Genomic DNA, 22,762 nt, shown 5'->3' with positions numbered 1-22,762 from the left:
GTAGTCGGTTATTGGGCGCCGGTGACGGCGGGTGCTTGTTTAGCCAGGGCGATGCGACACTTCTTGATTCGCGTCTCGTTGCCGGCTTTCGCGTACAGCTCGGTCGAGCGCTCCAGGTGCTTGAGCGCGGTTTCCCACTGCTCGGCCTCCATGGCGCGGATGCCGATCAACTTGTGGTACTTGCTCGGGATTTGTTCGGTCAGCTCCCACTCACCATCGACGCGCGGCAGCAGGTCAGACAGGTACGGCTCCGGGCTGCGCTGGGCGTTGTATTCGGCGTAAGCCCAGTCGATCACCGCGTCCGCGACGAAGGTCTGTACGTCGCGTCGCTTGAAGCGCTCCGGCATTTCCTGCCCCTGCTCGATCGCAAAGTCCGCCAGTGCCAGACCGTCTTCGAACTGCTCGGTGTCGAACAGCCAGACCATCACCTGGACCAGGACGCGGTTCGGCATCACCAGGCCCGAGTCCATGTAGCGCTGAATGAAGTCCTGATACTTGGGCAGCAGTTCCTCACGCTTGAGCGCCTGACGCCCGGCAAGACCCTTGATATCGCTCAGGCGCTGCAGATCCTGATCCAGCGAGGCTTCCATCAGCAGCAGGTGCTTTTTCGCGTTGGCCGGGCTGCTCAGGGCTTCCGCCGGCGAATACGCCAGCGGTGCCGCTGCAGCAGCAATCACTGCAGCGGTTCCCTGAGCCAAAGTGCGGCGCTTGTGTGCGAGAGCCAGGCTCACTTAACCAGCTCCACGTTCTCGGTCAGCGCGATTTTCTCCAGCTGCTCGATCACATAGCCTTCGTTGCGGCTGTTGTAATCCTCGACGCGGGAGCGTTTCGGGTTGTCCACGGTTTGCTTGCGCCAGCTGGAGTCCTGGAAGTAGATCGACAGGTTGTCCCAACTGGTGACAAGCACACCGTTGACCGGAAAGAACGGCACGCTGAAGCTCGGCAGACCGCCATAGGTGGCGATCACCTGGGCATCTTCGATGCGCTCTTTCTCGGTCGGCACGTCGCCTTGCTTGGCGTACAGCTTCGCTTTGTCAGCCGCCAACAGGTCGGTGCCGATGATGGCGATCAGGTCACCGCCGTCGCGCAGACGTTCGTCCACCATCTGCTTGGTGTCATGTACCAGGGCGTCCAGGTTGGCGTAATCGCCATCCGGCCCCAGTGTCACCTTGCCCGCTTCCTTGCCTTCCTTGAGAACCTGTTGAGGCGCTTGCTCGCGCAGCTGCTGCAGCCAGCCTTTGTTGACGTCCTGCAGCATTGGATAGGCTTCAATGTCGGTCTGCGCAGCCGCTTTCAAACCGTGGAAGCCGACCATGATGCGATCCAGGGCGATCTGTTTCTGGACGGCCGCCGAGTAACGCTGGTGGAAGTCCGGAAACTTGGCCCAGGCGTCGATTTTCGCGTACGGCAGGCCCACGTCAGATTCAGTCGACGACAGCTCATAGGTGCTGTTATCCAGCTCCGACGCGTCCTTCGCTTCGCGATCGGTGGTCTTGGTATTGGTGCGGCCGGTGACCGGGCCGGACACGCCGATGAATACTTTCTCGCCTTTGATCTCGGTCACCGGAATGACGTTGATGCGCTGCAGGAAATCGGCTTTTGCGGTGATTGCGTCGTTCAGCTCTTGGGCGATCGACGGTTCAACGGAAAACATCTTGCTGGACAGCGGGACACCGTAAGTTTCGGCGATCGCCAGCTGCATTTCGGCATACATCTTGGCGCCGTAGGCGCTCAGTGAACGGGCCATGGTCAGAGTACCCGCGCTTTGGATTTGTCAGCGGGGCCAGCGTTGCGCGGCAATTGACGGCCATTGCTGGTGTTCTTTAGTTCGGTGAACTGCTTCTGCAGGTCGGCCAACGCCGCCAGCACAGCTTTGTTTCCGCCGCCGCTGCGCTTGAATTCGCGCTCTTCTTCGGCCGTGGTGACGATCTCGTCCACCGCCTCAGTGACATCATCGATCGGGGCTTGATCGGGTTCTGGTGCATCTTCTGCGGCAGGCTCGATCACGGCTTGAATGCCGGCGGCGACAACCAGCAGCTGGGCCAGCAAGGCTTTGAGGGCCGTGGCGGTAGCTTCATCCATTGGGGGTTTGCTCTCGTTTGGGGTTTGCGGAGTGGTTTCGGCGGGGGTGTCTTCAATACCGAAACGCTTGAACAGGCGGGTGAACATGGCGGCCAGTCGGCCGATCTCGCCCTGCGGCTCGGATTCGCGCAGCGGACCGAGTTCCTGGGATGCCGCGTAGTACGCAGCCCGGCTGGTTCGGTTGGAGAAATACAGCTCCTGAGTGCCGAGGCTGGCGGGCGAATCGGTCACCGCAAGCCCTGTCAGATAGGCCTTGCCGCTGCCGGCAAAATTCGGAGTGATTTCGATGCTGGTGAACAGCTTCTGGCCCTGATCGTTGAGGTACAGCAGGCGATCGTTCGGTTTTAGCTGGGCTTCCAGAGCAATTTGTCCGGGCTCCAGATCCTCGCCCTCTTCCACCAGGCGCACAGCGAATACGGTGCCGTGTGAACCAGGCCAGCGCTCGTGGTCGCACCAGATGACAGCGGTGTATTTGGCCGGTGTGTAGGTGTCGGCGATATCACGCAGTTCCTGGGGAAGGATCTCGCGGCCATCGACGGTCGGGCCGCTGGTGGCAACACGTTTCCAGTAGGAGACAAGGGAACGGGGCATGAGTGGTAACTGCGCTCAATCGTTGAATGAGCCGCCACGATAGGGAGCCGTTTACCGCCAAACAAACGGTTGAAATTCAGGATTCTCCTACTTCCGCTAGATAGGCGAATCGCAGCATTTCACCCCGCGTTTCCGGTTTTTTTGCCGCATAGACTGCGGACCATGAACTACCCGACCGAAGTTAAAGAAGCCGCAAAACGCCTCTACCTGCGCCGCTGTTCGGTAAAGGAAATACAGGCGCATTTGAAGCTGCCCAATATCCGCATCGTCTACTACTGGATCCGCCAAGGCGGCTGGGACGACATGCTCACGGATGAAGAACCGTTAAGCGCGGTCAATCGGCGCATCACCCTGATCCTGGAAAAAGTCGATCCGCTGACGAAAGCTGAACTGGACGAACTGGAGCGACTGACTGGCCTGCTTGAACGCCTGAAAAAGCTGTCCGCGAAACCTTCGCCGGCGCTGCCGTCTGATCGTCCGGACGAGCCTCGCGAACGGCAGCCTGGTCAACGCCGTGAGCGGGGCGCAGGCGGCGCCAAGAAGCGCGAAAAGAAGACCAAGAACGACATCAGCGGCCTTACCGAGGTGGATTTTCTCGATAAATTCATCTCGAAGATGTACGGCTACCAGAAAGAGCTGTTCGAGGCGAAACAGAATCCGCTGACCCGCCGCGTCCGGAACATCCTCAAAAGCCGGCAGGTCGGTCTGACCTACTACTTCGCCGGCGAAGCTTTCATGGATGCCGTGCTGAGCGGTGACAACCAAGTCTTTCTGTCTGCCAGCCGATCGCAGTCCGAGATCTTCCGCAGCTACATCATCCAGTTCGCCCAGCAGTGGTTCGGCATCGAGCTTACGGGCAATCCGATCACACTGAGCAACGGCGCCGAACTGCGCTTTCTCAGCACAAACAGCAGTACCGCGCAGGGTTACCACGGCCACGTCTACGTGGACGAATATTTCTGGATCCGCGACTTCGAAAAACTCAGCACCGTGGCGAGCGCCATGGGCACACACAAGAAGTGGCGCAAAACCTATTTCTCAACGCCCAGCGCGGTATCGCACCAGGCATACCCGTTTTGGTCAGGCGAAGAATTCCGCAACAGCAAACGCGGCAAGAAAGCTGGCGGCGTGTGGCCGAGCGAAGCAGCGTATACACAGGGTGCGCTGTGTCCGGACGGCCAATGGCGCAAGACGATCACCCTGGACGATGCAATCGCCGGCGGCTGCGATCTGTTCGACCTCGAGCAGCTGCAGCTGGAGTACGACGAGGACAAATTTCAGCAGTTGTTTTACTGCAAATTCATCGACAGCACCCAAAGCGCATTCAGCCTCAAGGATCTGGAGCGGTGCTATTCGGATCTGTCGTTGTGGGAGGACTACAACCCGGATCTGGATCGGCCGTTCGGCAACAGTCCGGTCTGGCTGGGCTACGACCCGAGCCGCACCCGCGACGACGCCACCTGTGTGGTCATCGCGCCGCCACTCGAACCCGGGGCGAAGTTCCGCATTTTGGAGAAGCACAGCTGGCGTGGCCATTCGTTCACCTACCAGGCCGCACAGGTCAAGAAACTGACCGAGCGCTTCAACGTTCAGCACATCGGCATCGACGTCACAGGCGTGGGTTACGGCGTGTTTGACCTGGTGCGCGACTTCTATGCCAAGGCGACACCCATTCACTACAGCCTTGAGGCGAAAAACGCCCTGGTGCTCAAAGCCCAAGACACGATCCAAGGCAGTCGAATCGAGTGGGACGCCGGGTGGACGGACATCGCACAGGCGTTCTTGACCATCAAGCGCGGCGCCACCAACAGCGGCCAAATCACCTACAGCGCTTCGCGCACCGATGCCACCGGGCACGCCGACATTGCCTGGGCGGTGATGCACGCTCTGGCCAACGAACCTTTGAACACCAACAAGCGGCGTCGCAGCCGCTACGTCACGAGTAACCAGACCAGCCATGGCCAACCGCAAACGCAGAAAGCAACACGTAGCCCAACCACCGCAGCAGCCGATGCGCTCATTTACGTTCGGGGAACCGGAACAAGTGCTGTCCGGCAACATCGGCGAGTACGTGGGCGTGTTCCCCAGCGACGACGGCAAAATATACAAGCCGCCAGTTTCCCGGGTTGGCCTAGCCAAGCTACTGCGCGCCAACGCCCACCACGGCGCCATTCCGAAATTCAAGCGCAACCTGCTGCTGCGTGAGTTCATTCCCTCGCCCGGCTGCAGCACGGAAACGATGGGGCGCGCCGGGCTGGACTACATGGTGTTTGGCGAAGCGTACTTCTACAACGACACCAACGCTTTCGGCCAAGTGCTGGAGCTGCAGCATCTGCCGGCAATCAATATGCGGGTTAAGGTCGACGGTGGTTACGTGATGCTACTGCCCGACAACAAGGAAATGGAGTTCGAACAGCATGAGATCTCCCATGTCCTGGACTACGACGTTGAACAGAACATTTACGGGATTCCAGACTACCTTGGCGGCCTGCAGGCGCTGCTGCTCAATGAGGCGGCCACCCTCTTCCGCCGGCGTTATTACAGCAACGGCGCGCACGCCGGTTACATCTTCTACACGAACGACCCTGACCTGACGGAAGAGGACGAAGACGAGCTGCGCGCACAGATCAGTGCCAGCAAGGGCGTGGGCAACTTCCGCTCGATGTTCGTGAACATCCCCAACGGCAAGGAAAACGCGATCCAGATCATCCCTGTCGGGGACTTCCAGGCGAAAGACGAGCTGGAGAAGGTGAAGAACATCACCCGAAACGACGTCATTGCCGCCTGGCGAATGAATCCAGCGCTGGCTGGCATCATCCCGGAAAACACCGGTGGTTTCGGAGACATCGAAAAGATTGATCGCGTTTACACAAGCAATGAGATCAGACCAATCTGTCAGCTATTCAGCCAACTCAACGATTGCCTGCGAGTGGATAGGCGTTTTAGCTGGAAGTCCGGCCTCGCTGCCGAGGATTCATCTGCATAAGCGAGGAAGAGCAACTAAAAACACTACCTTTTGTGGCAGTATTAAGGGGATAAGTTGCCCTGGGGAGGGACACAATGAGAGTGGTATGCAAATGCGGGCACAAAGGGCGAATTGGCTCGCGAGAGGAAGTGACGACAGAGTTCGTAAAGCTGTACTGCCAATGTTTAGACGCTAAGTGCGGACACACTTGGGTCGCTAATCTCACGTTCTCCCACACGCTCAGTCCGTCGTCGCAAACATTCGAACGGATGCTAATCGACAGCTTGCGCGAGATGCCAAGGGCGAAACAGAGAGAGCTTTTTGAGCAGTTGGTAGCACAGGTATGAGCAGAGGTTGAGCCGCCAACGCGTAAGCGTTAGCGGTTACTTCATATGGATAGCTGCGTTGGATAAAGAGGCGTTGCCAGTTCCTGTTCGTCAGTTGGATCTGGATGCTTCGCTAACAAACAAGCTAGGCGCATTACCTGCTTTTGATCATCAATAACCATCATACGATAGAGGTCGACCAGGTAGCTTTCATCGCTACTAAGCGGGGATCGCTCGTCGCGTTTCAGATTCAACATGACACTACTCCATAAAGTGCGTTGTCGAACGGACTTAAGGGAGCGTATCGAAACAGTTAATAAGAAAGGTCTGATTCTGTAATAGCTACTTCGTGTTTTTCACAACATCGTCGACCATCGCTCTTAAGAACCGACGAATTGCTTTCTGGTCATCTTCCGGGATGACCCTATATTGCTTTACCAGAGTGTCTTCGTTCTCGTTCAAAGCTCTCTCAGAAAGGTTTGTACGTACACCAGTGAGGATGTAAGGGACGTCAAAACCGAACTGCTGCGCGACCTTGCTGAGGTATGACGCCGGCGCATCGCTCGTCCCAGCCTCGTAATTTGCTTGGGTTCGCTTCACAACGCCAATTGCCTCGGCAATCTCAGCCTGTGTCATGCCGAAGCGCTTACGCTCTTCCTGCAGGCGAGAACCAATTTCTTCAGAAAGATGCAAAATCATTCATCCCAAATATTTACAAATGCATCAAGATGCATCATTCTGCATTTCACACCACATGAAATTGCATGGATTTGCACTATGCCGAAGATCAGTATCAGCGAGCAAGCCCGCCATAAAGCGCGGAAAACTTTAGAAAAGCGCGGGCAATCCGCGAAGGACTTTGCACTTCTTCATGATTTGAGTCCCAGCACCGTTTACGCAGTGCTGAGTGGACAAAGCCAATGTCGCCGTGGGGAGGCACACCGCGCCGCAGTATTACTGGGCGTAAAACAAGGTGTGATTGAACAGTAGTGCCGGCACACATTAGGGAAAAGTAGAAGATGAAAAGCCCGATCCTAGACACTCGGAAAGAAGTCATGAGCAAGATCATCCGAGCCTATACCGGTGGACGCGAGGCCGCTGCAGAACGCTTAGGACTGAAGCTTAAAAAGTTCGACAACCATGCCTACGAAAACGCCGGCTGCAGCCCTCTCAGTGACACTCAAGTTTTCATACTTGAGCAGGACTGCGGAACTCACCACTTCCCCAACTACGTCGCTTCAATGTACGGCGGGCTGTTCGTGCCGATGGCTGATCCAGAAACCTTGGACAACGTCGAGCTTTACGCTCGCTCTGTGCAGGTAGCGGCAAAGCGCGGTTGCGTCGACCAGGCGATCGCCAAAGCACTGGAGGACGGTTCGATCAGCGAGGAAGAAGCTGACATGATTATGGACGCTCACAGCCTCCACGTTGCAGCACGGCACGCTGAAGTGCTTGCAGCCATCGCTCTATACCGCGCTGGGAAATCCCAATGAACAATCTGCCTGCAGTACAGGAATATCAGGACATGCTCAAAGCTGCCGCGTCGGTGTTTCTTGAACGGCACCGGTGCGAACACCTGAGCGATGATCAACAACTGATCAAACGAGCTGTGCAGCATCTGGTCGCGGACTTCGACGTACTCACTCCGACAGCTGAAAAAATGGTTCACCTGGCCTACAGCGATTTGTCTGTTGTCAGCGATCGGCAGCGACTGGATGTAATGACCAGCACACCGACACACACCGTTATCACTGACACAGGCACCGGTGAGGTTTGGGCCATTCCCGTCAGCCTGATTTATGAACGCATCCTCAACGCACCGGACAACGGGCGTTTTCGCGTCACCACTCCGTAACACCTAACCACTAAATCCCCGATTCCCCATTCCCGTGGGTTTGGGTGAGCTGCGCCCGAAATTGAGGTTTGACGATGGAAAACGCCCTGAACATCAACGCAAAACTGCCAACGGTGCAGGCCCAAGCGCTCTTGGCCAACCTGCGCGAGCAGTACCGTCTCAGCCTCAATGACCTCTGGTATTCCGACCATTACCGCCTGATCCCCGAAGGGCTGCGCCACGGGTCGATCCTCACGAACGATCCGGTGATGGCCGCTCGAAAACATCTGATCGGCGCCCTCGCCGGCGCCCTGACTCAAAGCCTCAAAACAGTGAATAAACCATGAGAGACGATCTCCGCTCCGACGTCCTGCAGCGCCTTGAAAATGACTACGGCCTAAAACACCGTACCGGCACCGACTATATGCGCGGTGGTGAATGCCCCAAGTGCAGGAAGAAAGAGCTGTATTCACGTCACGACAAGCCGTGGCTGGTTATCTGCGGTCGTCCTGAAAAGTGCGGCCACACCATGCACGTCAAGGAAATCTACGACGATCTTTTCGAAGACTGGAGCAAGCGGGCCCCCGCTACGGACAGTGCACCAACGGCCACAGCCCGCGCCTATCTGGAGTTCGGCCGGGGCTTCGACATCCAGTTGATTGCTGGCTGGTTCACGCAAGACACGTACTACTCCTCTCAGCACAACGCAGGCAGCGCGACGGTGCGTTTCGCCTTGGAGAAAGGCGGCTACTGGGAACGCTTGATAGACAAGCCGGCACGCTTCGGAAAAATGAAAGCGCGTTTCGCTCCGGGTGAAAGCTACCGGGGGGTGTGGTGGTGCCCGCCCTGCGTGGATCTGCTCGAAGCGAAAGAAGTGTGGATCGTGGAAGGCATCTTCGACGCGACCGCCCTGGTGCACCACGGCATCGCCGCCGTGTCCGCCATGTCATCCAACGCCTTTCCGGCTGACTCGTTGCAGGCGTTGGTCACAGCACGCCCGGGTAATCTCCCGAAGCTGGTTTGGGCGTTGGACAACGAACCAGGTGCACACGCCTATACCAAACGTTGGGTACGTATGGCCCGCGAATTGGGCTTTACCTGTGAGGCCGCGCAGATCCCTCAGCGGGACAAACGCAAGGTCGATTGGAACGATTTACACCAGCGCTGGCAGTTCCTGGACGAAGGCGAGAAACGCGACGCCCAAATTGAAAAAGACATCACCATTGCTCGGCATCACGGCGCGCTGCTGATCGCTGAGAACGCTACCGAAAAAGCCCTGGTGATGTTCGATTGGAAGCGTCGAAGCGAATTTCATCTGGAGTTCGGCAATCGTCTGTATTGGTTCAAGCTTGATCTGGAGAAATACAACAAGGCCATTCAGGAACTGGAGGACAGCGAGCATCACGACGATCAGCAGCTGAACAATAAACAGATGCGGGCGAAAGCCATGCAGCAGTGCGGCGCGCTGCAACGCATCGCTACCTGCAATCCGAAAGCCCTGTACTACCAGGAAAACAAGCTCACAGACGAGTCCTGGTATTACTTCCGGATCACGTTTGCACACGACGCTGCGCCGATTAAAAACACTTTCACCAGCGCTCAGATCTCTTCATCGGCCGAGTTCAAAAAGCGTCTGTTGGGCATTGCTCCCGGTGGGATGTTTACCGGTACAACGCAGCAATTGGACGCGTTCATTGAGCAACAAACCGACGCTCTCAAGACCGTTCAAACCATCGACTTCACGGGCTACACCCGCGAACACGGCGCATACGTGTACGGCGATGTGGCGGTACGCGACGGTAAAATCTTCAAACTGAACGAAGAAGACTTCTTCGACATGGATCGCTTGAGCATTAAAACGCTCAGCCAGTCAGTGACTTTGAACCTGAACACTGACCTGGAGAAGTTCGACACCGAATGGCTCGACATCATCTGGCAATGCTTCGGTGCCAAAGGGCTGGTCGCCCTCGCCTTCTGGTTCGGCTCATTGTTCGCCGAGCAGATCCGGCAGCATCAAAAGAGTTACCCCTTCATGGAAATTATCGGTGAGCCAGGCGCAGGTAAATCCACCCTGATCGAATTCCTATGGAAGTTGTGCGGACGCCTCGACTACGAAGGTTTTGACCCCACTAAAGGCACCCCAGTTGCTCGGGCACGAAACTTTGCCCAAGTCGGGAATCTACCGGTGGTGTTGATTGAATCTGAGCGCGAAAAATCAGATGGAAGCCAAACCCGCCAATACGACTGGGACGAACTGAAGACCGCCTACAACGGCCGCAGCGTTCGCTCAACCGGTGTAAAGAACAACGGTAACGACACCCGCGAACCGCCCTTCCGTGGCGCCGTGGTCATCGGTCAGAACCACGCGGTGAACGCCTCTGAACCGATCCTGCAGCGCTTGGTGCACATCGCAATGACGAAGGACGGGCAGACCCCGCAAACCAAGCTGTTGGTTGAAAACCTTGAGCGTATGCCCGTCGACCGGGTGAGCGGATTTCTGCTCAAAGCCACCACGTCTGAGTCCTCCGTGATGGAGACCATTCGCGCGAAGGTTCCGACCTACGAACAGGCGCTGCTGGCCCTGCCTGAAATTCGCACCGTCCGGATCGCAAAGAATCATGCCCAGCTGCACGCGCTTGTAGACGCACTGGTGCACGTCGTTCCTCTGAAAAAGCATCAGTTGGAAGCCACACACGCGGAGATCCAGAACATGGCCAAGGATCGCCAGCTGGCCATCAATGCTGATCACCCGGTCGTCGTCGAGTTTTGGGAACTGTACGAATACCTAAACAGCGCTGCCGGCGGACTCAACCACTCACGCAATGACAGTTTGATTGCGGTGAACCTCAACGACTTTGCCAAAGAGGCTGCGGAGAAACGCCAGAAAGTCCCGGACATGACCGAGCTGAAACGCCACCTGAAAACCAGCAAGTGCCCGAAATTTGTGGAGACAAACAGAACCGTTTGCTCTGCCTGGGAGTTGGACGCTGCAGACAAACCAAAAACCGTGCGCTGCTGGATTTTCCAGAGCGCTTAACGAAGTGGTGTCGAGGGGTTGCACCCCCTCGACACCTACCACCACTGAGGGCAACACGATGAAAGCAAAGCACTACAGCGGTAGCGATCCAAAGGCTAACACACAGGGCAACGTCGACACTCAATCCGCCCGGCACCTGATGGCAATCCGGATAGTCGGCACAGCTTTGTTCGATTACCAGATTACCAAGACAGACGAAGCGCGGATCCGCCTTGAGTGCTTAGCCACCTTCGCCAAACAGCAGGGCGATATAGATGCGGCCGAAGCCGCCATTGTGGCCCAGCTTCTGGCGAGCCATTCATCGTCTGGGGCTAGGTTATGAACGATGACAAAAGCATTCGGGAGCGGCCGGCATTGGCAGTAAGCGGCTGGATCTGCCAAGCATCTGCGACATCTGCGGCAAAGCCAGATCTACCCGAAAACATCAAAAATGCAGCCGTATTCGTCAGCATCGAAAGACTGAGGAATGGGCCGCTCTACTGGCCGAGAAGGCTGCAATCAGAAAAGCAAGGGAACGCCGTCATGTTTAAGCGCCGTGAGCAAGCAACACCAGAATCATACCCAGTAGTTTCTACTACGCTTTCAGCAGAACCCGCTTCTACACTGGTCTGTCATCAGGCGCGGGAACACACAGGTTCGAGGGTTGTACCGTGAGCCAAGCAACAACAGGTGTTTTGACCTTTCAAGACCTGCAGCACATCACCGGTTATCAGCGTCGATCCGATGTTGAGCGCTCGCTGATCGCCCAGGGGGTGCGCTTGTTCCGTGGCCGAACTGGCCCGTGGACAACGCTTGACCTGATTAATCACGCCGGCGGCGTCACCTCGGCCAGCGCTGAAAGGTACGACACCGACATATTATGAGGCGAGCGAGGAAGCGTAAGCACAACCCCCATATCCCTGCCCATGTCGATCAGGCCGCCCTCCCGGCGGCCGTTTACTTCGACCATCGCGGTAGTGGTGTGTGGTACACCCTTCATAGGGACGAGACTGGAAAGCAGCGTCGCCAAAACGTGGCGCCCGCAGACGTGTCGCTGGCAGAACTCCATCAAATCACGGACGAGGCGTCCAACGTCGATCGAGGAACGCTGCACTACGTGTGCGAACAGTTCCACCTGAGCGACCGATACAAAAAACTCGCTCCCAAAACCCACGAAGATTACTGCTACTCCCGCGATGTTCTGCTGAACATCCCCACCAAATTGGGCAAGCCGCTGGGCGATCTTGCCGTGAAGAAATTCACCGCCGCCCTGGTACAACGCATCGTCGATCGAATCGCTGACGAGGGCACGCCCTCAAAAGCCGCGCACGCGCTGCGATATCTGCGCCGTGTGCTGCAGTGGGGACGTAATAGGGGTTTCCTTGAGGTGAACCCAGCCTTGGGCATCGAAGCGCCGATCGAACGTAAACAACGCCGGTTGCCACGGTTGAACGCTATGGACGTACTCATCGATCGCGCAACGGCGCGTGGACGTCTGGCACGTAACGAGCCTGGCGGTTGTCCAGAGTACCTGGCCAGCGTGATGGAGCTGGCCTACCTATGCCGCCTTCGTGGAATCGAAGTCGTGACGCTCACGGACGCGAACGAGCTGCAGGAAGGGATTTTGACCAATCGCCGCAAGGGCAGTCGGGACAATATTGTCCGATGGACGCCCCGATTACGCACCGTGTGGGAAGGCGCGAAGGCATTGCGCGCGAGGGTGTGGGAGCGCCGTAAAACGCCTATTCCGATCGCGGCGTCAAAGCGCTTTATCATCGTGGCCAGCCACGGTGGCCCACTGCGGAAAACTAGCCTCGACACTGCGTGGCAACGATTCATCACGTTAGCGATTGCAGATGGAAACATCGATGAGGACGATCGTTTTGCTTTGCATGACTTGAAGCGCCGGGGAATTACCGACACGATCGGAACTAGGGCAGAAAAACAGGAAGCAAGCGGTCACCGTGACGCGAAGATGATGGACGTCTACGACCATAGCATCCCTATCGTCTCACCCCCATGTGAATAAAACGAGAAATGGACAGGAGTTTTACATGAAGAGCAGCTTCACCGGATATTACGCTCCTACAACAGAGCAATATGAAGTCTTATGGAAGGACGCTCTCTTCGTGCTCGACACAAATGTTCTATTAAACTTGTATCGACTACCGACTTTAGCGAGAGACGAGCTCATTGGGGTTTTAGAGTTATTGAAAGATCGCCTCTGGATTCCCCATCAGGTTGGCCTCGAATTTCAACGCGGCAGATTAACTGTAATTGCCAATGAGCGAAAATCCACCGAAGAGGCTTTGTCGGCGGCGCAGAATGTTGTAGGTCAAGTAAAGAGTAAGGTGGAAGGACTACAGATTGACAAGCGTGGCCTTGGAATTGAGTCTAAGCCGCTACTGGATGAACTCGAACGTTCGAACCAGAAGCTCATTGACGCCATCACCGCTATACATAGCTCTCAACTGGACGTCTCATCAACAGATGTTGTCCGACAAAAACTCGATCTACTATTAGATCAAAAGGTCGGTAATGCACCGTCGACCCAAAAGGATCTCGATGAGTTAGTTTCTGACGGAGAGGAGCGATTTGATAACAAAATCCCCCCCGGTTTTGCTGATAGTGAAAAAGATAAGAACCCAAACGACGCCTATTTTATATATGACCATATAAAATATCAGCGAAAGTTTGGCGACCTAATTTTGTGGAAGCAACTGCTCAATCATGTCAAGGAGACGAAGATCAAAAAGGTGCTCTTCATCACTGCCGACCGCAAGGAGGATTGGTGGTGGCGAGAGCAGGGTAAAACCATTGGCCCTCACCCTGAACTGATGCGTGAAATCAAGCGAGAGGGGGGAGTGGAACTATTCTGGATGTACTCATCAGTGCAGTTTGTTGAACACGCGAACAAATACTCTAAAGCGAAAGTATCGACCGAATCGGTTGCGGAGATTGAGCAGGTCGCACAATTAGACGCCAGTCACATATACCCTAAAAACTACAGCAAAGCTATTGATGACCGTATAACAACACTATACAGACATGAACACCTTAGGAAAAACATCGACATAACACATCAAGAGAACATGCTACTCCATTGGCTATCCAGAACTGTTATAAATCTTTCACCGAATCCAAAAGGTAGCCCGGAGTTTATAGCCTCAACACCTAAAGGCCTACACGGCTACATGCTAAGCCGAGGATTAAACATAACTGGAGACATTGAAAGCACTCAGATTCCCACTCGGGTTAGAAAAGCTCTTTTCGAAGTTCTCGATGGAAAACTTTCGGCACTTACCGTGTTTTTTATTTTAGACGACTTTGAAACTGAGTATCTCCTGAGAAACGACGGAATGCTGGCGTTAAGAGAAAAAATTGAGCTCATGCTAAAACAAAACCCTATTACCGAAATATATGTGGGCGAGTTCTTCCAAGATACGTTCCGAGTTTTATTGCACCATCGTGGCTACCCAAGCAGATTTTCGAAATTCAACTCGGATCCCGATATGGAATGATTTGAGAGAAGACTATTGACGTCTTAGAGGTCTCGGCCTCGGGCGAGGTCTAATCGATTTCAAGCGATATGTTGGGGCGTCAGAGAATCACCGGACAGTCGCTCGAACCTAGAGGATGGCCCCCTTTCGCTCTGCCGGTCCCGACTGTCTGCTGATAGTCGGCACGCTCGCCCACTGAGCGAGTTTATTCAGGCCTACGCGGCACTCAAAAAATACGCCCGCCAAGTGGTGGGAGATAGCCTCCGCTTGGCTCGATGATTAGGACGTCGACCGCGGTCATGGCTCTCAGGCGCTGATCACCCGCTCTGCCACGTAACAAGTCCTTTTTTTGCGATGATTACGCTAACGATACGTCTGCTCAACACGTAACAAAAATATCCACAACCGACTGATTTTAAAGGATAAAGCAGCTGACTTGTAATCAGTAGGTCCCGGGTTCGACTCCTGGTGCCGGCACCATACAAAACAAAGCCCCTGCAGAAATGCAGGGGCTTTGTTGTTTCTGGCGCTTGGAGCTCACCAGGAGGTCCGCATCGCTGCGACAAAACAAACGACGCCTTATCTCAACCAGCAGCCCCCTACTCTGCCCGCGTGCCTGGACCCGTTACAATTTCACATCAGCCCAACATTGACGGGCTCTTGCACCTACCTATAATGCACCCCAATACACCCGCCAAGCCTAGGTTGACCCAGTCAGCAAGCTCAAATCGTGCGGGTTTTTTTTGCCTGGAGAAAACTACATGAGGCCCTTCGACAAGCCGGCCCTCAGCGTAGAACAGCAATTGGAACTGCTAAAGCAACGAGGCCTGCAAGTCGCAAATGACGAGCGCGCCATGCGTTTCCTGGAAGTGGTCACGCTGTTTCGCTTGAGTCCATACATGCGCCCTTTTCAGGAAACAAACCCTGAACACACCTTCAAACCTGGTAGCACTCTGAAAGCAGTCGTCGACATCTACCGCTTCGATGGCTCGTTGCGACGCATAACCATGGATGCTATCGAACGTGTCGAAGTCGCCATACGAGCGACTATCAGCAATCACATGTGCCCTAAGTACGGGCCTGACTGGATAGCTGACGCGTCAATCTTCTCTTCTTCATATTCACATGGCGATTTATTGCGGCCCCTGCGAGATCAACTGGGCAAGGAGCGCAACAAACTGGGACGTGAGATTGATCGTATAAAAAAGAGCAGCCGAGTTGATCAGGTCCAGCACCAGCGAATTGAAAATCGCATGCGCGATAACTATTTTCGATTCTACGGATCAACCTATGCCCATCCCGAGTTGCCGCCCGCTTGGGCTGTTCTGGAAGAGCTCAGCCTTGGGACGGTATCCACGATGTTCAATGCCATAGGCAAAAGCGTCGACAAGAAAGCGATCGCGAGCAGATTTAATCTCCCCTTCGAAGTACTGGCCTCCTGGCTCCACACTCTGACCTTCATTCGAAACTGCTGCGCCCACCACTCACGACTATGGAACAGAGAGCTCTCGATTCGACCATCCTTACCAAAAGAATGGGTCATCCAAAATGCGCCTGGCAATCGGCCTCAACCCAAGCAGCGGCTATTTATAGTACTAACGATGCTGGCGTATTTAACCGATTTGATCAGTCCAGACAGCCAGTGGAAATTTCACTTGGCCGAAATAATGGACCAGAGGGAACCGGGTGATTTGAAACTTATGGGATTTCCAGATGACTGGAAACGGCAATCGCAATGGTGTTTGGAGTAAGGGAAGCCAGAGGTCTTGTTCTTTCGCCATTGCGCCCGGAGAAACAGAATTGGGGAAACAGAATTGGGGACAGACCACGCTTTTCAATTAGTGACAGAGTCGCAATCTGAATTCTTTTTTACGATTTTGGTGCTGACGCCATACAAAACGAAGCCCCTGCAGAAATGCAGGGGCTTCGTTGTATTCAGTAGCAGACGCCAGGCGAAAGGTTTTAGTGGTATCAAGCAATATGCAGATCCCGCAACGCCTCAGGATGCTGACTTGCCACCCGCAAGAGAGTCTGCGCTGCACCCGTCGGCTGCCTGTGCCCCTGTTCCCAATCCTGCAAAGTCCGCGCTTATGCCTCGCAGTATCTGCACGAGCTAAGCAAGGCATTGATCGATGATGTGGTGAAGTAATGGATTCGCCACCAGAAAGGCATTGATGCAAACCGCCATCCGAAGCCCTCGTTGATGCGAGGGCTTTTTGCATTTCAGGCCTGCCGAAAACATGCCGGCCTTCCTCAAGATCCCTTGATGCGCGGACATATCCGACTTCCCTCCTGCATCTATCCAGATAACCCGCCAGCCACTGGAGCGTTCTTGGCCAACGCATCGGCCGCCCCGCAGCCAATTGGGAACTAACGCCGAGCGCAACACTCCCTTACAAAGCGCGGCGCTGTGGAAGAGTCATCCCGCTTCATCACGTCAGCACAACGGACTGAATGCATGACATGGACCAAGAGACCATCGATGAACTCAACATCAGAAACGCCAAACGGCTCCGCACGTTCGCAAATCAGGGACTTTTCTGACTGTCGAAACATTGCTCACGGCGCTGCATTCATCATCGTTTCGGGCAGCTCCGCGAAAGATTTTCCCATCGAACAGTTTGCCGACATCCCGATGATCACGGTGAACGGTGCGATATCCATGTTCATGGGAACAGGCATAAAGCCGTTCTTCTACGCATGCACCGATACCAGTTTTTCGCTACAACAACCTGAACTGTTTGCCTATGCGATGCGCACTAGTCAGCGTGTAGCTGTGTGGGCTAACCAGGCTCAGGAACTGATTGTTGAACCGACAGGTGATCTCTATTTGCTCAAGAAAGCGCCCAAACCAACCTTGACTGAATGGCTACTGCGCAACAACCAGGATCTGGTACGTAATCGAGCTGTTTGGGGTAGTCGAAACCGCAGTATCGGGTTCAGCAAAAACCTGGCCCATGGTTTTTTTGATGCCCGCACAGTCTTGTATCTCGCACTCCAACTTGCCTATCACGCAGGCTTTTCAAAGGTGATTTTGGTGGGAGCGGATATGAACCAGTCCGCGGGGCGCTTTTACGAGACTGATGGAAGCTCTATCTCGCCGTGCGGTCTGGATCAGCATTTTCATTCCAGAATACTTCCATCTCTGAAACTCATGTCCGACAAAGTCGTCGGCAAAGAGTTTGCCGTTTACAACTTGTCGCCCTCTTCGCGAATTCCTTCCGGCGTCATTCCGGTCAAAACACTCGACGAAGTCAAAGCGATAATTCAGACCTGACTGACCTCGAACACAAACGAAATTCTGCCCTCACTTGCGCTCCAGAAATAGCGCAAGTGTTTGCCCTGCTTCGGAATCGAAACCGCAGGCGGACGGAACGCCGCAACGCATTCATGCCCAGGCAACCGCACGCTGTTATAAAGCAAGCCCCACGACTCGGCGTCGCGCAGTTGCCGCGCGAACAGCTGTGATGGGCCATAGGCTTCAGGATCAGGCTGATGCAGATGATCAAAGCCATGGCGAACGTCGTGCAGCGGCTTGATCACCTGATTGATGTAAGTACGCATGGTCAATTCGAGATCGGCTTCCTGGGTCGCCGCGAGAAAGCGTTCCTGGTGAAAACAGGTTTCAGCGATGGCCGCAGCCTGGCTGCTGGCGGCGTAATAGACGCCGAAGGTGCCGTCACTGAAACGGCTGCGTTTGCCGACGTGAGTGAACGCGGCCATCACCGGGCTGGAACCGGGGCCGGACAGACGATCTTCGGGACGTACGCGAGCGAGTACGCCGGCCTGTTCGATCAGGCGATCATTGGTCAGCGCTTCGATGGCGTAGGCAACTTCGAGGTCCTCGGGGTCGAGGACGTCTTCGAACAGCGCAATCGGCGGGAAGCTGCTGTTGACGATGCGATACGCCCGCGGCCATGGCACATCCACCGGCGCCGGCGCTTTCAACCGCGCACTCCGTCGAGGTAGCGGCGTACATCGGCGATATCGACCACCCGGCCCGCCAGCATGTAATCCAGCGCGGTTTTGCCATTGAACGGTGCCGCGTTGTTCGGGCTGCTGACCCACTTGTAGGCGCGCTCGCGGCTATTGCTGAAGATGATGCTCAGCGCCTTGTGAATGCCCATCAGATAAGAGATGCGCTCGAGGGTGTCATGGGGCAAGCGTGTGTTTGGCAGGTGTTTGTATTTATAGAATGTGGTGTTGCCGACTCCACCGAGCAGGGTGCGTTGTTGCTCGGCGCTACAGCCCCAGCGCTCCATGAGGTTAAAGAAGAACTTCAGCGCGACGCGACCGGCTTCGGGGGCGTCGAGTTGTTCGCGTGGGGTGAGAGCTGGGGATGAGGTAGGCATAGACGCCTCCTGATTTTTTGTCTTAGCTGAAGACTAGTACATAACTGTAATTTTTTAGCGTTTTGATACACAAATGAACGAATCGTAACAATCACACGCACAGAAGCCGGAGTTAAGTCGGCTTATGTTTTTCTGCGCTATTTAAACAGTTCTGAATGACTCCCTAAACGATCCCAAGACTTCTTGAATTCAGAAGTCTGTGCACACTGTTTAGGCCGATCAGCGCGTTTTTGCGTTTTCTCCTGTTTCGCCATCAGCATTCCTTAGCATGTCGTCTATCGAGTCGAAACGCTGACGGATTTCTCGTGCTTCCATCATTGCGCGGGCCGTCTTCTCCGATGGAACTCGCACCTCGAAGGGAAGCCCCTGAGTAGCAACAACCTGTCGCAGAAAAAGTCGCATGGCGTCGCTAATGCTCAGCCCGCAAGCGTTCAAGACTTCAGTGGCACGCGCTTTCAAATCCTCATCAATGCGGCAGCGCACATCGGTAGTTTTCAGTAGTGCAGCCATTTCAATTACCTCATCGTGGTTTTGTAGCTACATCAGCGCTACCTCTGCATTGTGTTCGGAGTGATCTTTGTGGGTCAATGCGAAGTTGATAGGTGGTTATCTACCACCATGGCTCGCATGCCAGACATCCATTTCAACTCCTTTGACTGTTGGGCGCTATCAGCTGAATCGTTACTTTACCTGAGACCTATCTGCGTATGACGCAGGCAAAAAGCTAGGAAGATGTAAGCTGTTTCTCTTCGAAAAAAATCTCCCCGCGCACCAAAACCACGCACTTTTTTGACCTTCATCACCCCCACTTCACCAAAAACCCCGATCCTCTGTCAGCCTCCAGCCATCGGCGGGGAAATCAATTCGCTACTAAATCCGCGACAACTATGCTCAGGTGCAGGAATATAGCCGGCATATGGCGCCGTTTCGGTCGTTTCGTAAACAACAATACCCAGCCCACTTCAGAGGGCATTACCCATGGATAGCAGAACCTTACGCAACCTCATGCGCATCGTGCAGACCGGCTCGTTGTCGGCCGCAGCCGAGCATTCGTGCCTGACCGTGCAGGCGTTGGCCGCACAGTTGAACAAGGTCGAAGAGCAGTTCGGTTTCCGCTTGTTTCGCCGCTCCAACAAGGGCCTGACGCTGACGCCGCAAGGTACGGAGCTCACGCCTTACATCGACAAAGTGTTGATCGCCACGCGACAGATGGAAGAAAAGGTCGAGGCGCTGAAGGTGCCCGGGCAGCGCACGTTGAAGGTGGCGTTGAACAACACCCTGTCGCCTGATTTCAACCGACGCATGATCGGACGCCTGATTGAGGTGTTTCCCGATTACCAGATGGAATTCAGCTACGCCGAGTCGATGGAAAATCTCAGCAAGCTGAAGAACGAAGATTTCGACCTTGCCGTGCTGATCGGCCCGCAGCGGCCGGGGCTGCCGAGTATCGTGCTGCCGGAGGTGCAGGTGCAGGTGGTCGGTGCGCATTGCGGTCAGGAAAACGATCCGCTGACTTTGCTGGGCAACAAGTTTCAGGTGCGTCCTGCGGAAGATTGTCCGTATTCCCACAGCTTCTTGCGGTTTCTCGACGCCGGGCTGGGCAATCACGAGAACGGCCAGCGCATGGTCTATTCCTGCAGCGAAACCCTGACGCTGTCGTTGATCACGCAGATGGATGCGGTCGGCATGGTCTCGCGTGAAGCGGCGCAGAAGAACGGTCTGACGATTTTTCCCGGTTTCGAGGATTTCCTCGAAGTGCGCCTGGCGGTAAACAATCCGGAGCTGTCGCACCAGGCGCTGAACGACGTCGTTGATCTGCCGCTACATGAACGAGCCGAGCGCAATGTACGCAGCCGTCCCCACCGCCACACTGAGAAAGAGGTTTTTGCTGAAATACGCACATAGCAACGTCGGAATCGCAGCATAGAATTCCGGGCGATCGAGCTGGATCTGCCGATCCTTGATCAACAGGGGTGTGAGGCTGATCGCAGCGACGATCGCCACCGGCAGATATTCCAGCGCCCGCGCCACGAAGGGCGGCCAGTGTTCGGTGTTGATCTGCAGTGGCAAGGCGCGCGGCAGGAAGGTCACGGCCATCATCAGCACCACCACCAGAATCAGGAACGTTTGGTCAGGCATACACCCACTCCGCAGCCCACAAACGTGGCGATAAATACGTTGAAGGGCGAACTGCCGATCAGGCTCAGCGCCCCCATGCAGACCACGGCGGCAGCGGCGGCAATCAGTTTGTTGCGCGTGTTGCACAGCGAGACCAGCACGTAAAGCATCATCGCCGTCAGCGCGTAGTCGAGCTGATATTTGATCAAGTGCGCCGCGTACTGCGCGCAGACCGCACCGAGCAAACCGCCGAGCACCCACGAGGTGTGGCAGAACAGGTTGAAGCCGATCAGGTAACGCACATTGACCGGTGCGCCCGTGCCGAGCTTGACGCTATGAAAGGCGAAGGATTCATCCGTCAGGCCACCGGCGTAAGCCCAACGCTCCATGCGGCTCAAGCCAAGGGCGCGCAGGGCCTTGGCCATGTACACCGACATCAGCATGTGCCGCGCATTGATCAGGAAAGTGGTCAGCACAATGGTGGTCAGCGATGCGCCGCTGGAGATCAGCGCCAGCGCGGCGAACTGCGAGGCGCCGGCATAGACGAACAAGCACATCGCTACTGGCAGCCACATCGGCAGACCGGCGTTTACCGCCATCAGCCCGAAAACAAACGACACGGTGAAATACCCGGCGACCACCGGGCTGGCTTCGGCAAACGTGCGCGACGGCTGATGAGTCGCCATCAGCGGCGCGCTGCCGGACCTTTCATTCATAGATCCCTCTCAAATGTTCGTTCGCCGTGAGGCTCGCAAAAACCCTGGGCAGTCCAGAATCGCTTGCCCGCGAGGTTAGCATCGTCGACGAACAGAAACATCCGCAGCACCCCGACCCGTTTCATGTCGGACGACGCTGCTTCAACCAGACGCTGGCCCACGCCCTGGCTGCGGTAGCGCGGGCTCACGGCCAGATGATTGATCGTGCCGCGACTGCCGAGCATGCCGCCGAGCACCGCGCCGACGATCTCGCCAGCCACATCGAACGCCAGATACGCCGTGGTGGTTTTCTGGATCAACACGCCGCGCAGGCATTTGGCGTCCTGCCATTCGCAGAACGACACTTCGTCGAACTGGCGGAAGAAGCGCTCCATGCGTTGCGCATCCTTGGCGGTGGCGCGGCGCAGTACCACTGGCGTCGAGCACTCGACGCCGTCGATTAGGGTGATCTGATTAGCGAACAATGTCGAAAGCGGTCCCGGGCCGCGAGAAGGAAATCGCCAGAATCTGCCGGTACGCCATGGCATGGGTGTGGGTATTGCGCGCCGGGGTCACGTAGTGGCGCATGTCGCGATCGAGGAAGAAGGTGGTATCGAGAATTTCCTCGTAGGTGGTCGCCGCCAGCTGATGCTCGTGGATGTCGTACAGTCGACTCTCGGCACCCTCTACGTTACTGCGGCCCCAGAAGTGCACACCGCTGAACGGATAGCCGTCGCAATGAATACCTTCAGGAGTGATTTCCAGCTGTTTGCCGGGTTTGATCTCGATGCGGATCTGATGGATCTGGCACTGCCAGATTTCATCGTGCAACTCTTCCGGCAGGACACTTTTGTACACTTCGAAATCGGTGTCGATCAGGCTGCGCATCACCGGCGAGGAGATCACTTCCTCGGAAAAGTCCTGGAAGTGGCGCACCACGCCACCGACGTAAGCGTTGTTCTCTTTCGATTGCACATAAGCGCGATGCTCAAGTTGCTTGAGCTCGCGGGTTTTCGGGTTGTATTCAAAGTCGCTGTAACGACGATAACGCATGCCGGCTTCGGCCTGACCGTAGTAGCTGTCTGGCTCCATGTTTTCCCAACTTTTGGTCAGTCTGACGAAGTCGGCAAAATGACCGTAGAGATTGAAGTCACCACCCTGGACGTTGACAAACTTGTCGCGCCGTAGCGATTCGCCCACTTCTCTGTTCAAAACGATCATTACCAAATTCTCCGCTGCGTTGAACGCCCTAATCTATTGGGTGGAGAATTTGCGTCCATGAG

At 55.5% G+C, this 22,762-nt stretch carries 29 protein-coding genes and 1 pseudogene; 17 read left to right on the top strand and 13 right to left on the bottom strand.

Going from position 1 to position 22,762, the window contains the following annotated elements:
• Positions 1-8: 8 nt before the first annotated feature.
• From gpM to NF676_RS02025, 3 genes are read right to left on the bottom strand one after another with little or no spacing between them, the layout of a single operon-like run.
• Positions 9-731, bottom strand: coding sequence for a phage terminase small subunit (gpM, locus tag NF676_RS02035; RefSeq protein WP_252887147.1), 723 nt, complete (start codon positions 729-731; stop codon positions 9-11).
• Positions 728-1,747 carry a phage major capsid protein, P2 family gene (locus tag NF676_RS02030; protein WP_110645156.1) on the bottom strand — a complete coding sequence of 340 codons (1,020 nt, stop codon included), beginning with the start codon at positions 1,745-1,747 and terminating at the stop codon, positions 728-730. The genes gpM and NF676_RS02030 overlap by 4 nt, the downstream gene beginning before the upstream one ends.
• Before the next feature lie 2 nt (positions 1,748-1,749).
• Positions 1,750-2,673, bottom strand: a complete 924-nt coding sequence (locus NF676_RS02025) for a GPO family capsid scaffolding protein (protein ID WP_236169505.1) — start codon at positions 2,671-2,673, stop codon at positions 1,750-1,752.
• Between the two features lie 162 nt (positions 2,674-2,835).
• Between NF676_RS02025 and NF676_RS02020 the strand changes: the two genes are divergently transcribed.
• From NF676_RS02020 to NF676_RS02010, 3 genes are all read left to right on the top strand, one after another.
• The gene (locus NF676_RS02020) at positions 2,836-4,878 is read left to right on the top strand and encodes a terminase large subunit domain-containing protein (protein WP_252887941.1); all 2,043 of its coding nucleotides are present in this window, start codon (positions 2,836-2,838) and stop codon (positions 4,876-4,878) included.
• Positions 4,775-5,659 carry a phage portal protein gene (locus NF676_RS02015; RefSeq protein ID WP_252880141.1) on the top strand — a complete coding sequence of 295 codons (885 nt, stop codon included), beginning with the start codon at positions 4,775-4,777 and terminating at the stop codon, positions 5,657-5,659. Before NF676_RS02020 ends, NF676_RS02015 begins: the two co-directional genes overlap by 104 nt.
• 74 nt (positions 5,660-5,733) lie before the next feature.
• A complete protein-coding gene (locus NF676_RS02010) occupies positions 5,734-5,985 on the top strand; it encodes an ogr/Delta-like zinc finger family protein (RefSeq protein ID WP_252887146.1) in 252 nt (83 codons plus the stop codon).
• A gap of 41 nt (positions 5,986-6,026) precedes the next feature.
• On the opposite strand, the gene NF676_RS02005 is transcribed toward NF676_RS02010, so the two are convergent.
• Both NF676_RS02005 and NF676_RS02000 read right to left on the bottom strand, forming a co-directional pair.
• Entirely contained in the window at positions 6,027-6,221 is a 195-nt protein-coding gene (locus NF676_RS02005; protein WP_252887145.1) for a hypothetical protein, read from the bottom strand.
• Positions 6,222-6,306: 85 nt separating this feature from the next.
• Positions 6,307-6,663, bottom strand: coding sequence for a helix-turn-helix domain-containing protein (locus NF676_RS02000; protein WP_252887144.1), 357 nt, complete (start codon positions 6,661-6,663; stop codon positions 6,307-6,309).
• 78 nt (positions 6,664-6,741) lie between these two features.
• On the opposite strand from NF676_RS02000, the gene NF676_RS01995 reads away from it, so the two are divergent.
• The 11 genes from NF676_RS01995 to NF676_RS01945 all read left to right on the top strand — a co-directional run bounded on the left by NF676_RS01995 (position 6,742) and on the right by NF676_RS01945 (position 16,065).
• Positions 6,742-6,954 (top strand): helix-turn-helix domain-containing protein, encoded by a 213-nt coding sequence (locus NF676_RS01995; RefSeq protein ID WP_252887143.1) that lies wholly within the window; start codon positions 6,742-6,744, stop codon positions 6,952-6,954.
• A gap of 29 nt (positions 6,955-6,983) precedes the next feature.
• Positions 6,984-7,457, top strand: coding sequence for a YmfL family putative regulatory protein (locus tag NF676_RS01990; protein ID WP_290128312.1), 474 nt, complete (start codon positions 6,984-6,986; stop codon positions 7,455-7,457).
• Positions 7,454-7,819 (top strand): hypothetical protein, encoded by a 366-nt coding sequence (locus tag NF676_RS01985; RefSeq protein WP_141126972.1) that lies wholly within the window; start codon positions 7,454-7,456, stop codon positions 7,817-7,819. Before NF676_RS01990 ends, NF676_RS01985 begins: the two co-directional genes overlap by 4 nt.
• Before the next feature lie 74 nt (positions 7,820-7,893).
• The gene (locus tag NF676_RS01980) at positions 7,894-8,145 is read left to right on the top strand and encodes a hypothetical protein (RefSeq protein ID WP_252887141.1); all 252 of its coding nucleotides are present in this window, start codon (positions 7,894-7,896) and stop codon (positions 8,143-8,145) included.
• The gene (locus NF676_RS01975) at positions 8,142-10,835 is read left to right on the top strand and encodes a toprim domain-containing protein (RefSeq protein ID WP_252887140.1); all 2,694 of its coding nucleotides are present in this window, start codon (positions 8,142-8,144) and stop codon (positions 10,833-10,835) included. Before NF676_RS01980 ends, NF676_RS01975 begins: the two co-directional genes overlap by 4 nt.
• Before the next feature lie 58 nt (positions 10,836-10,893).
• The gene (locus tag NF676_RS01970) at positions 10,894-11,157 is read left to right on the top strand and encodes a hypothetical protein (protein WP_252887139.1); all 264 of its coding nucleotides are present in this window, start codon (positions 10,894-10,896) and stop codon (positions 11,155-11,157) included.
• A complete protein-coding gene (locus tag NF676_RS01965) occupies positions 11,154-11,489 on the top strand; it encodes a hypothetical protein (protein WP_252887138.1) in 336 nt (111 codons plus the stop codon). The genes NF676_RS01970 and NF676_RS01965 overlap by 4 nt, the downstream gene beginning before the upstream one ends.
• Positions 11,486-11,698: a DUF4224 domain-containing protein gene (locus NF676_RS01960; RefSeq protein ID WP_080769328.1), complete on the top strand. Its 213-nt coding sequence runs from the start codon at positions 11,486-11,488 to the stop codon at positions 11,696-11,698. The genes NF676_RS01965 and NF676_RS01960 overlap by 4 nt, the downstream gene beginning before the upstream one ends.
• The gene (locus NF676_RS01955; protein WP_252887137.1) at positions 11,695-12,843 is read left to right on the top strand and encodes a site-specific integrase; all 1,149 of its coding nucleotides are present in this window, start codon (positions 11,695-11,697) and stop codon (positions 12,841-12,843) included. The genes NF676_RS01960 and NF676_RS01955 overlap by 4 nt, the downstream gene beginning before the upstream one ends.
• A 25-nt stretch (positions 12,844-12,868) precedes the next feature.
• Positions 12,869-14,335, top strand: a complete 1,467-nt coding sequence (locus NF676_RS01950) for a PIN-like domain-containing protein (protein WP_252887136.1) — start codon at positions 12,869-12,871, stop codon at positions 14,333-14,335.
• A 740-nt stretch (positions 14,336-15,075) separates the two neighbouring features.
• Positions 15,076-16,065, top strand: a complete 990-nt coding sequence (locus NF676_RS01945; protein WP_252877256.1) for an Abi family protein — start codon at positions 15,076-15,078, stop codon at positions 16,063-16,065.
• A 220-nt stretch (positions 16,066-16,285) separates the two neighbouring features.
• Here NF676_RS01945 and NF676_RS01940 read toward each other — a convergent pair.
• A pseudogene (locus NF676_RS01940) lies at positions 16,286-16,399 on the bottom strand (helix-turn-helix domain-containing protein); the annotation flags it as partial.
• Between NF676_RS01940 and NF676_RS27620 the strand changes: the two are divergent.
• A complete protein-coding gene (locus tag NF676_RS27620) occupies positions 16,368-16,463 on the top strand; it encodes a DUF3077 domain-containing protein (RefSeq protein ID WP_353188696.1) in 96 nt (31 codons plus the stop codon). The pseudogene NF676_RS01940 and the gene NF676_RS27620 sit on opposite strands and share 32 nt — an antisense overlap.
• Positions 16,464-16,772: 309 nt before the next feature.
• Complete coding sequence (locus tag NF676_RS01935; protein WP_252868624.1) at positions 16,773-17,591, top strand: WaaZ-like lipopolysaccharide core biosynthesis protein; 819 nt, start codon at positions 16,773-16,775, stop codon at positions 17,589-17,591.
• Here NF676_RS01935 and NF676_RS01930 read toward each other — a convergent pair.
• From NF676_RS01930 to NF676_RS01920, 3 genes are all read right to left on the bottom strand, one after another.
• Positions 17,582-18,262, bottom strand: a complete 681-nt coding sequence (locus NF676_RS01930) for an RES family NAD+ phosphorylase (protein ID WP_252887135.1) — start codon at positions 18,260-18,262, stop codon at positions 17,582-17,584. The two genes, NF676_RS01935 and NF676_RS01930, sit on opposite strands and share 10 nt — an antisense overlap.
• Positions 18,259-18,666: an MbcA/ParS/Xre antitoxin family protein gene (locus NF676_RS01925; RefSeq protein WP_252887134.1), complete on the bottom strand. Its 408-nt coding sequence runs from the start codon at positions 18,664-18,666 to the stop codon at positions 18,259-18,261. The genes NF676_RS01930 and NF676_RS01925 overlap by 4 nt, the downstream gene beginning before the upstream one ends.
• A 219-nt stretch (positions 18,667-18,885) precedes the next feature.
• On the bottom strand, positions 18,886-19,176 hold the full coding sequence (locus NF676_RS01920; protein ID WP_056787159.1) for a type II toxin-antitoxin system RelB/DinJ family antitoxin: 291 nt from the start codon (positions 19,174-19,176) through the stop codon (positions 18,886-18,888).
• Positions 19,177-19,644: 468 nt separating this feature from the next.
• Here NF676_RS01920 and NF676_RS01915 point away from each other — a divergent pair, with 468 nt between their 5' ends.
• Entirely contained in the window at positions 19,645-20,571 is a 927-nt protein-coding gene (locus NF676_RS01915; RefSeq protein ID WP_122611119.1) for a LysR family transcriptional regulator, read from the top strand.
• Here the strand turns inward: NF676_RS01915 and NF676_RS01910 are convergent.
• The 4 genes from NF676_RS01910 to NF676_RS01895 all read right to left on the bottom strand — a co-directional run bounded on the left by NF676_RS01910 (position 20,488) and on the right by NF676_RS01895 (position 22,700).
• Positions 20,488-20,805 (bottom strand): AzlD domain-containing protein, encoded by a 318-nt coding sequence (locus NF676_RS01910; RefSeq protein ID WP_024011198.1) that lies wholly within the window; start codon positions 20,803-20,805, stop codon positions 20,488-20,490. The genes NF676_RS01915 and NF676_RS01910 overlap by 84 nt on opposite strands.
• On the bottom strand, positions 20,784-21,500 hold the full coding sequence (locus NF676_RS01905) for an AzlC family ABC transporter permease (protein WP_016772152.1): 717 nt from the start codon (positions 21,498-21,500) through the stop codon (positions 20,784-20,786). Before NF676_RS01905 ends, NF676_RS01910 begins: the two co-directional genes overlap by 22 nt.
• On the bottom strand, positions 21,497-21,874 hold the full coding sequence (locus tag NF676_RS01900) for a GNAT family N-acetyltransferase (protein ID WP_008080517.1): 378 nt from the start codon (positions 21,872-21,874) through the stop codon (positions 21,497-21,499). Before NF676_RS01900 ends, NF676_RS01905 begins: the two co-directional genes overlap by 4 nt.
• Before the next feature lie 79 nt (positions 21,875-21,953).
• Positions 21,954-22,700, bottom strand: a complete 747-nt coding sequence (locus tag NF676_RS01895; RefSeq protein WP_041477502.1) for a 2OG-Fe dioxygenase family protein — start codon at positions 22,698-22,700, stop codon at positions 21,954-21,956.
• Between the last annotated feature and the right edge of the window lie 62 nt (positions 22,701-22,762).

Source organism: Pseudomonas siliginis, from assembly GCF_024072275.1.
GTDB lineage: Bacteria > Pseudomonadota > Gammaproteobacteria > Pseudomonadales > Pseudomonadaceae > Aquipseudomonas > Aquipseudomonas siliginis.
This window is presented reverse-complemented; position numbering and strand designations above follow the sequence as displayed.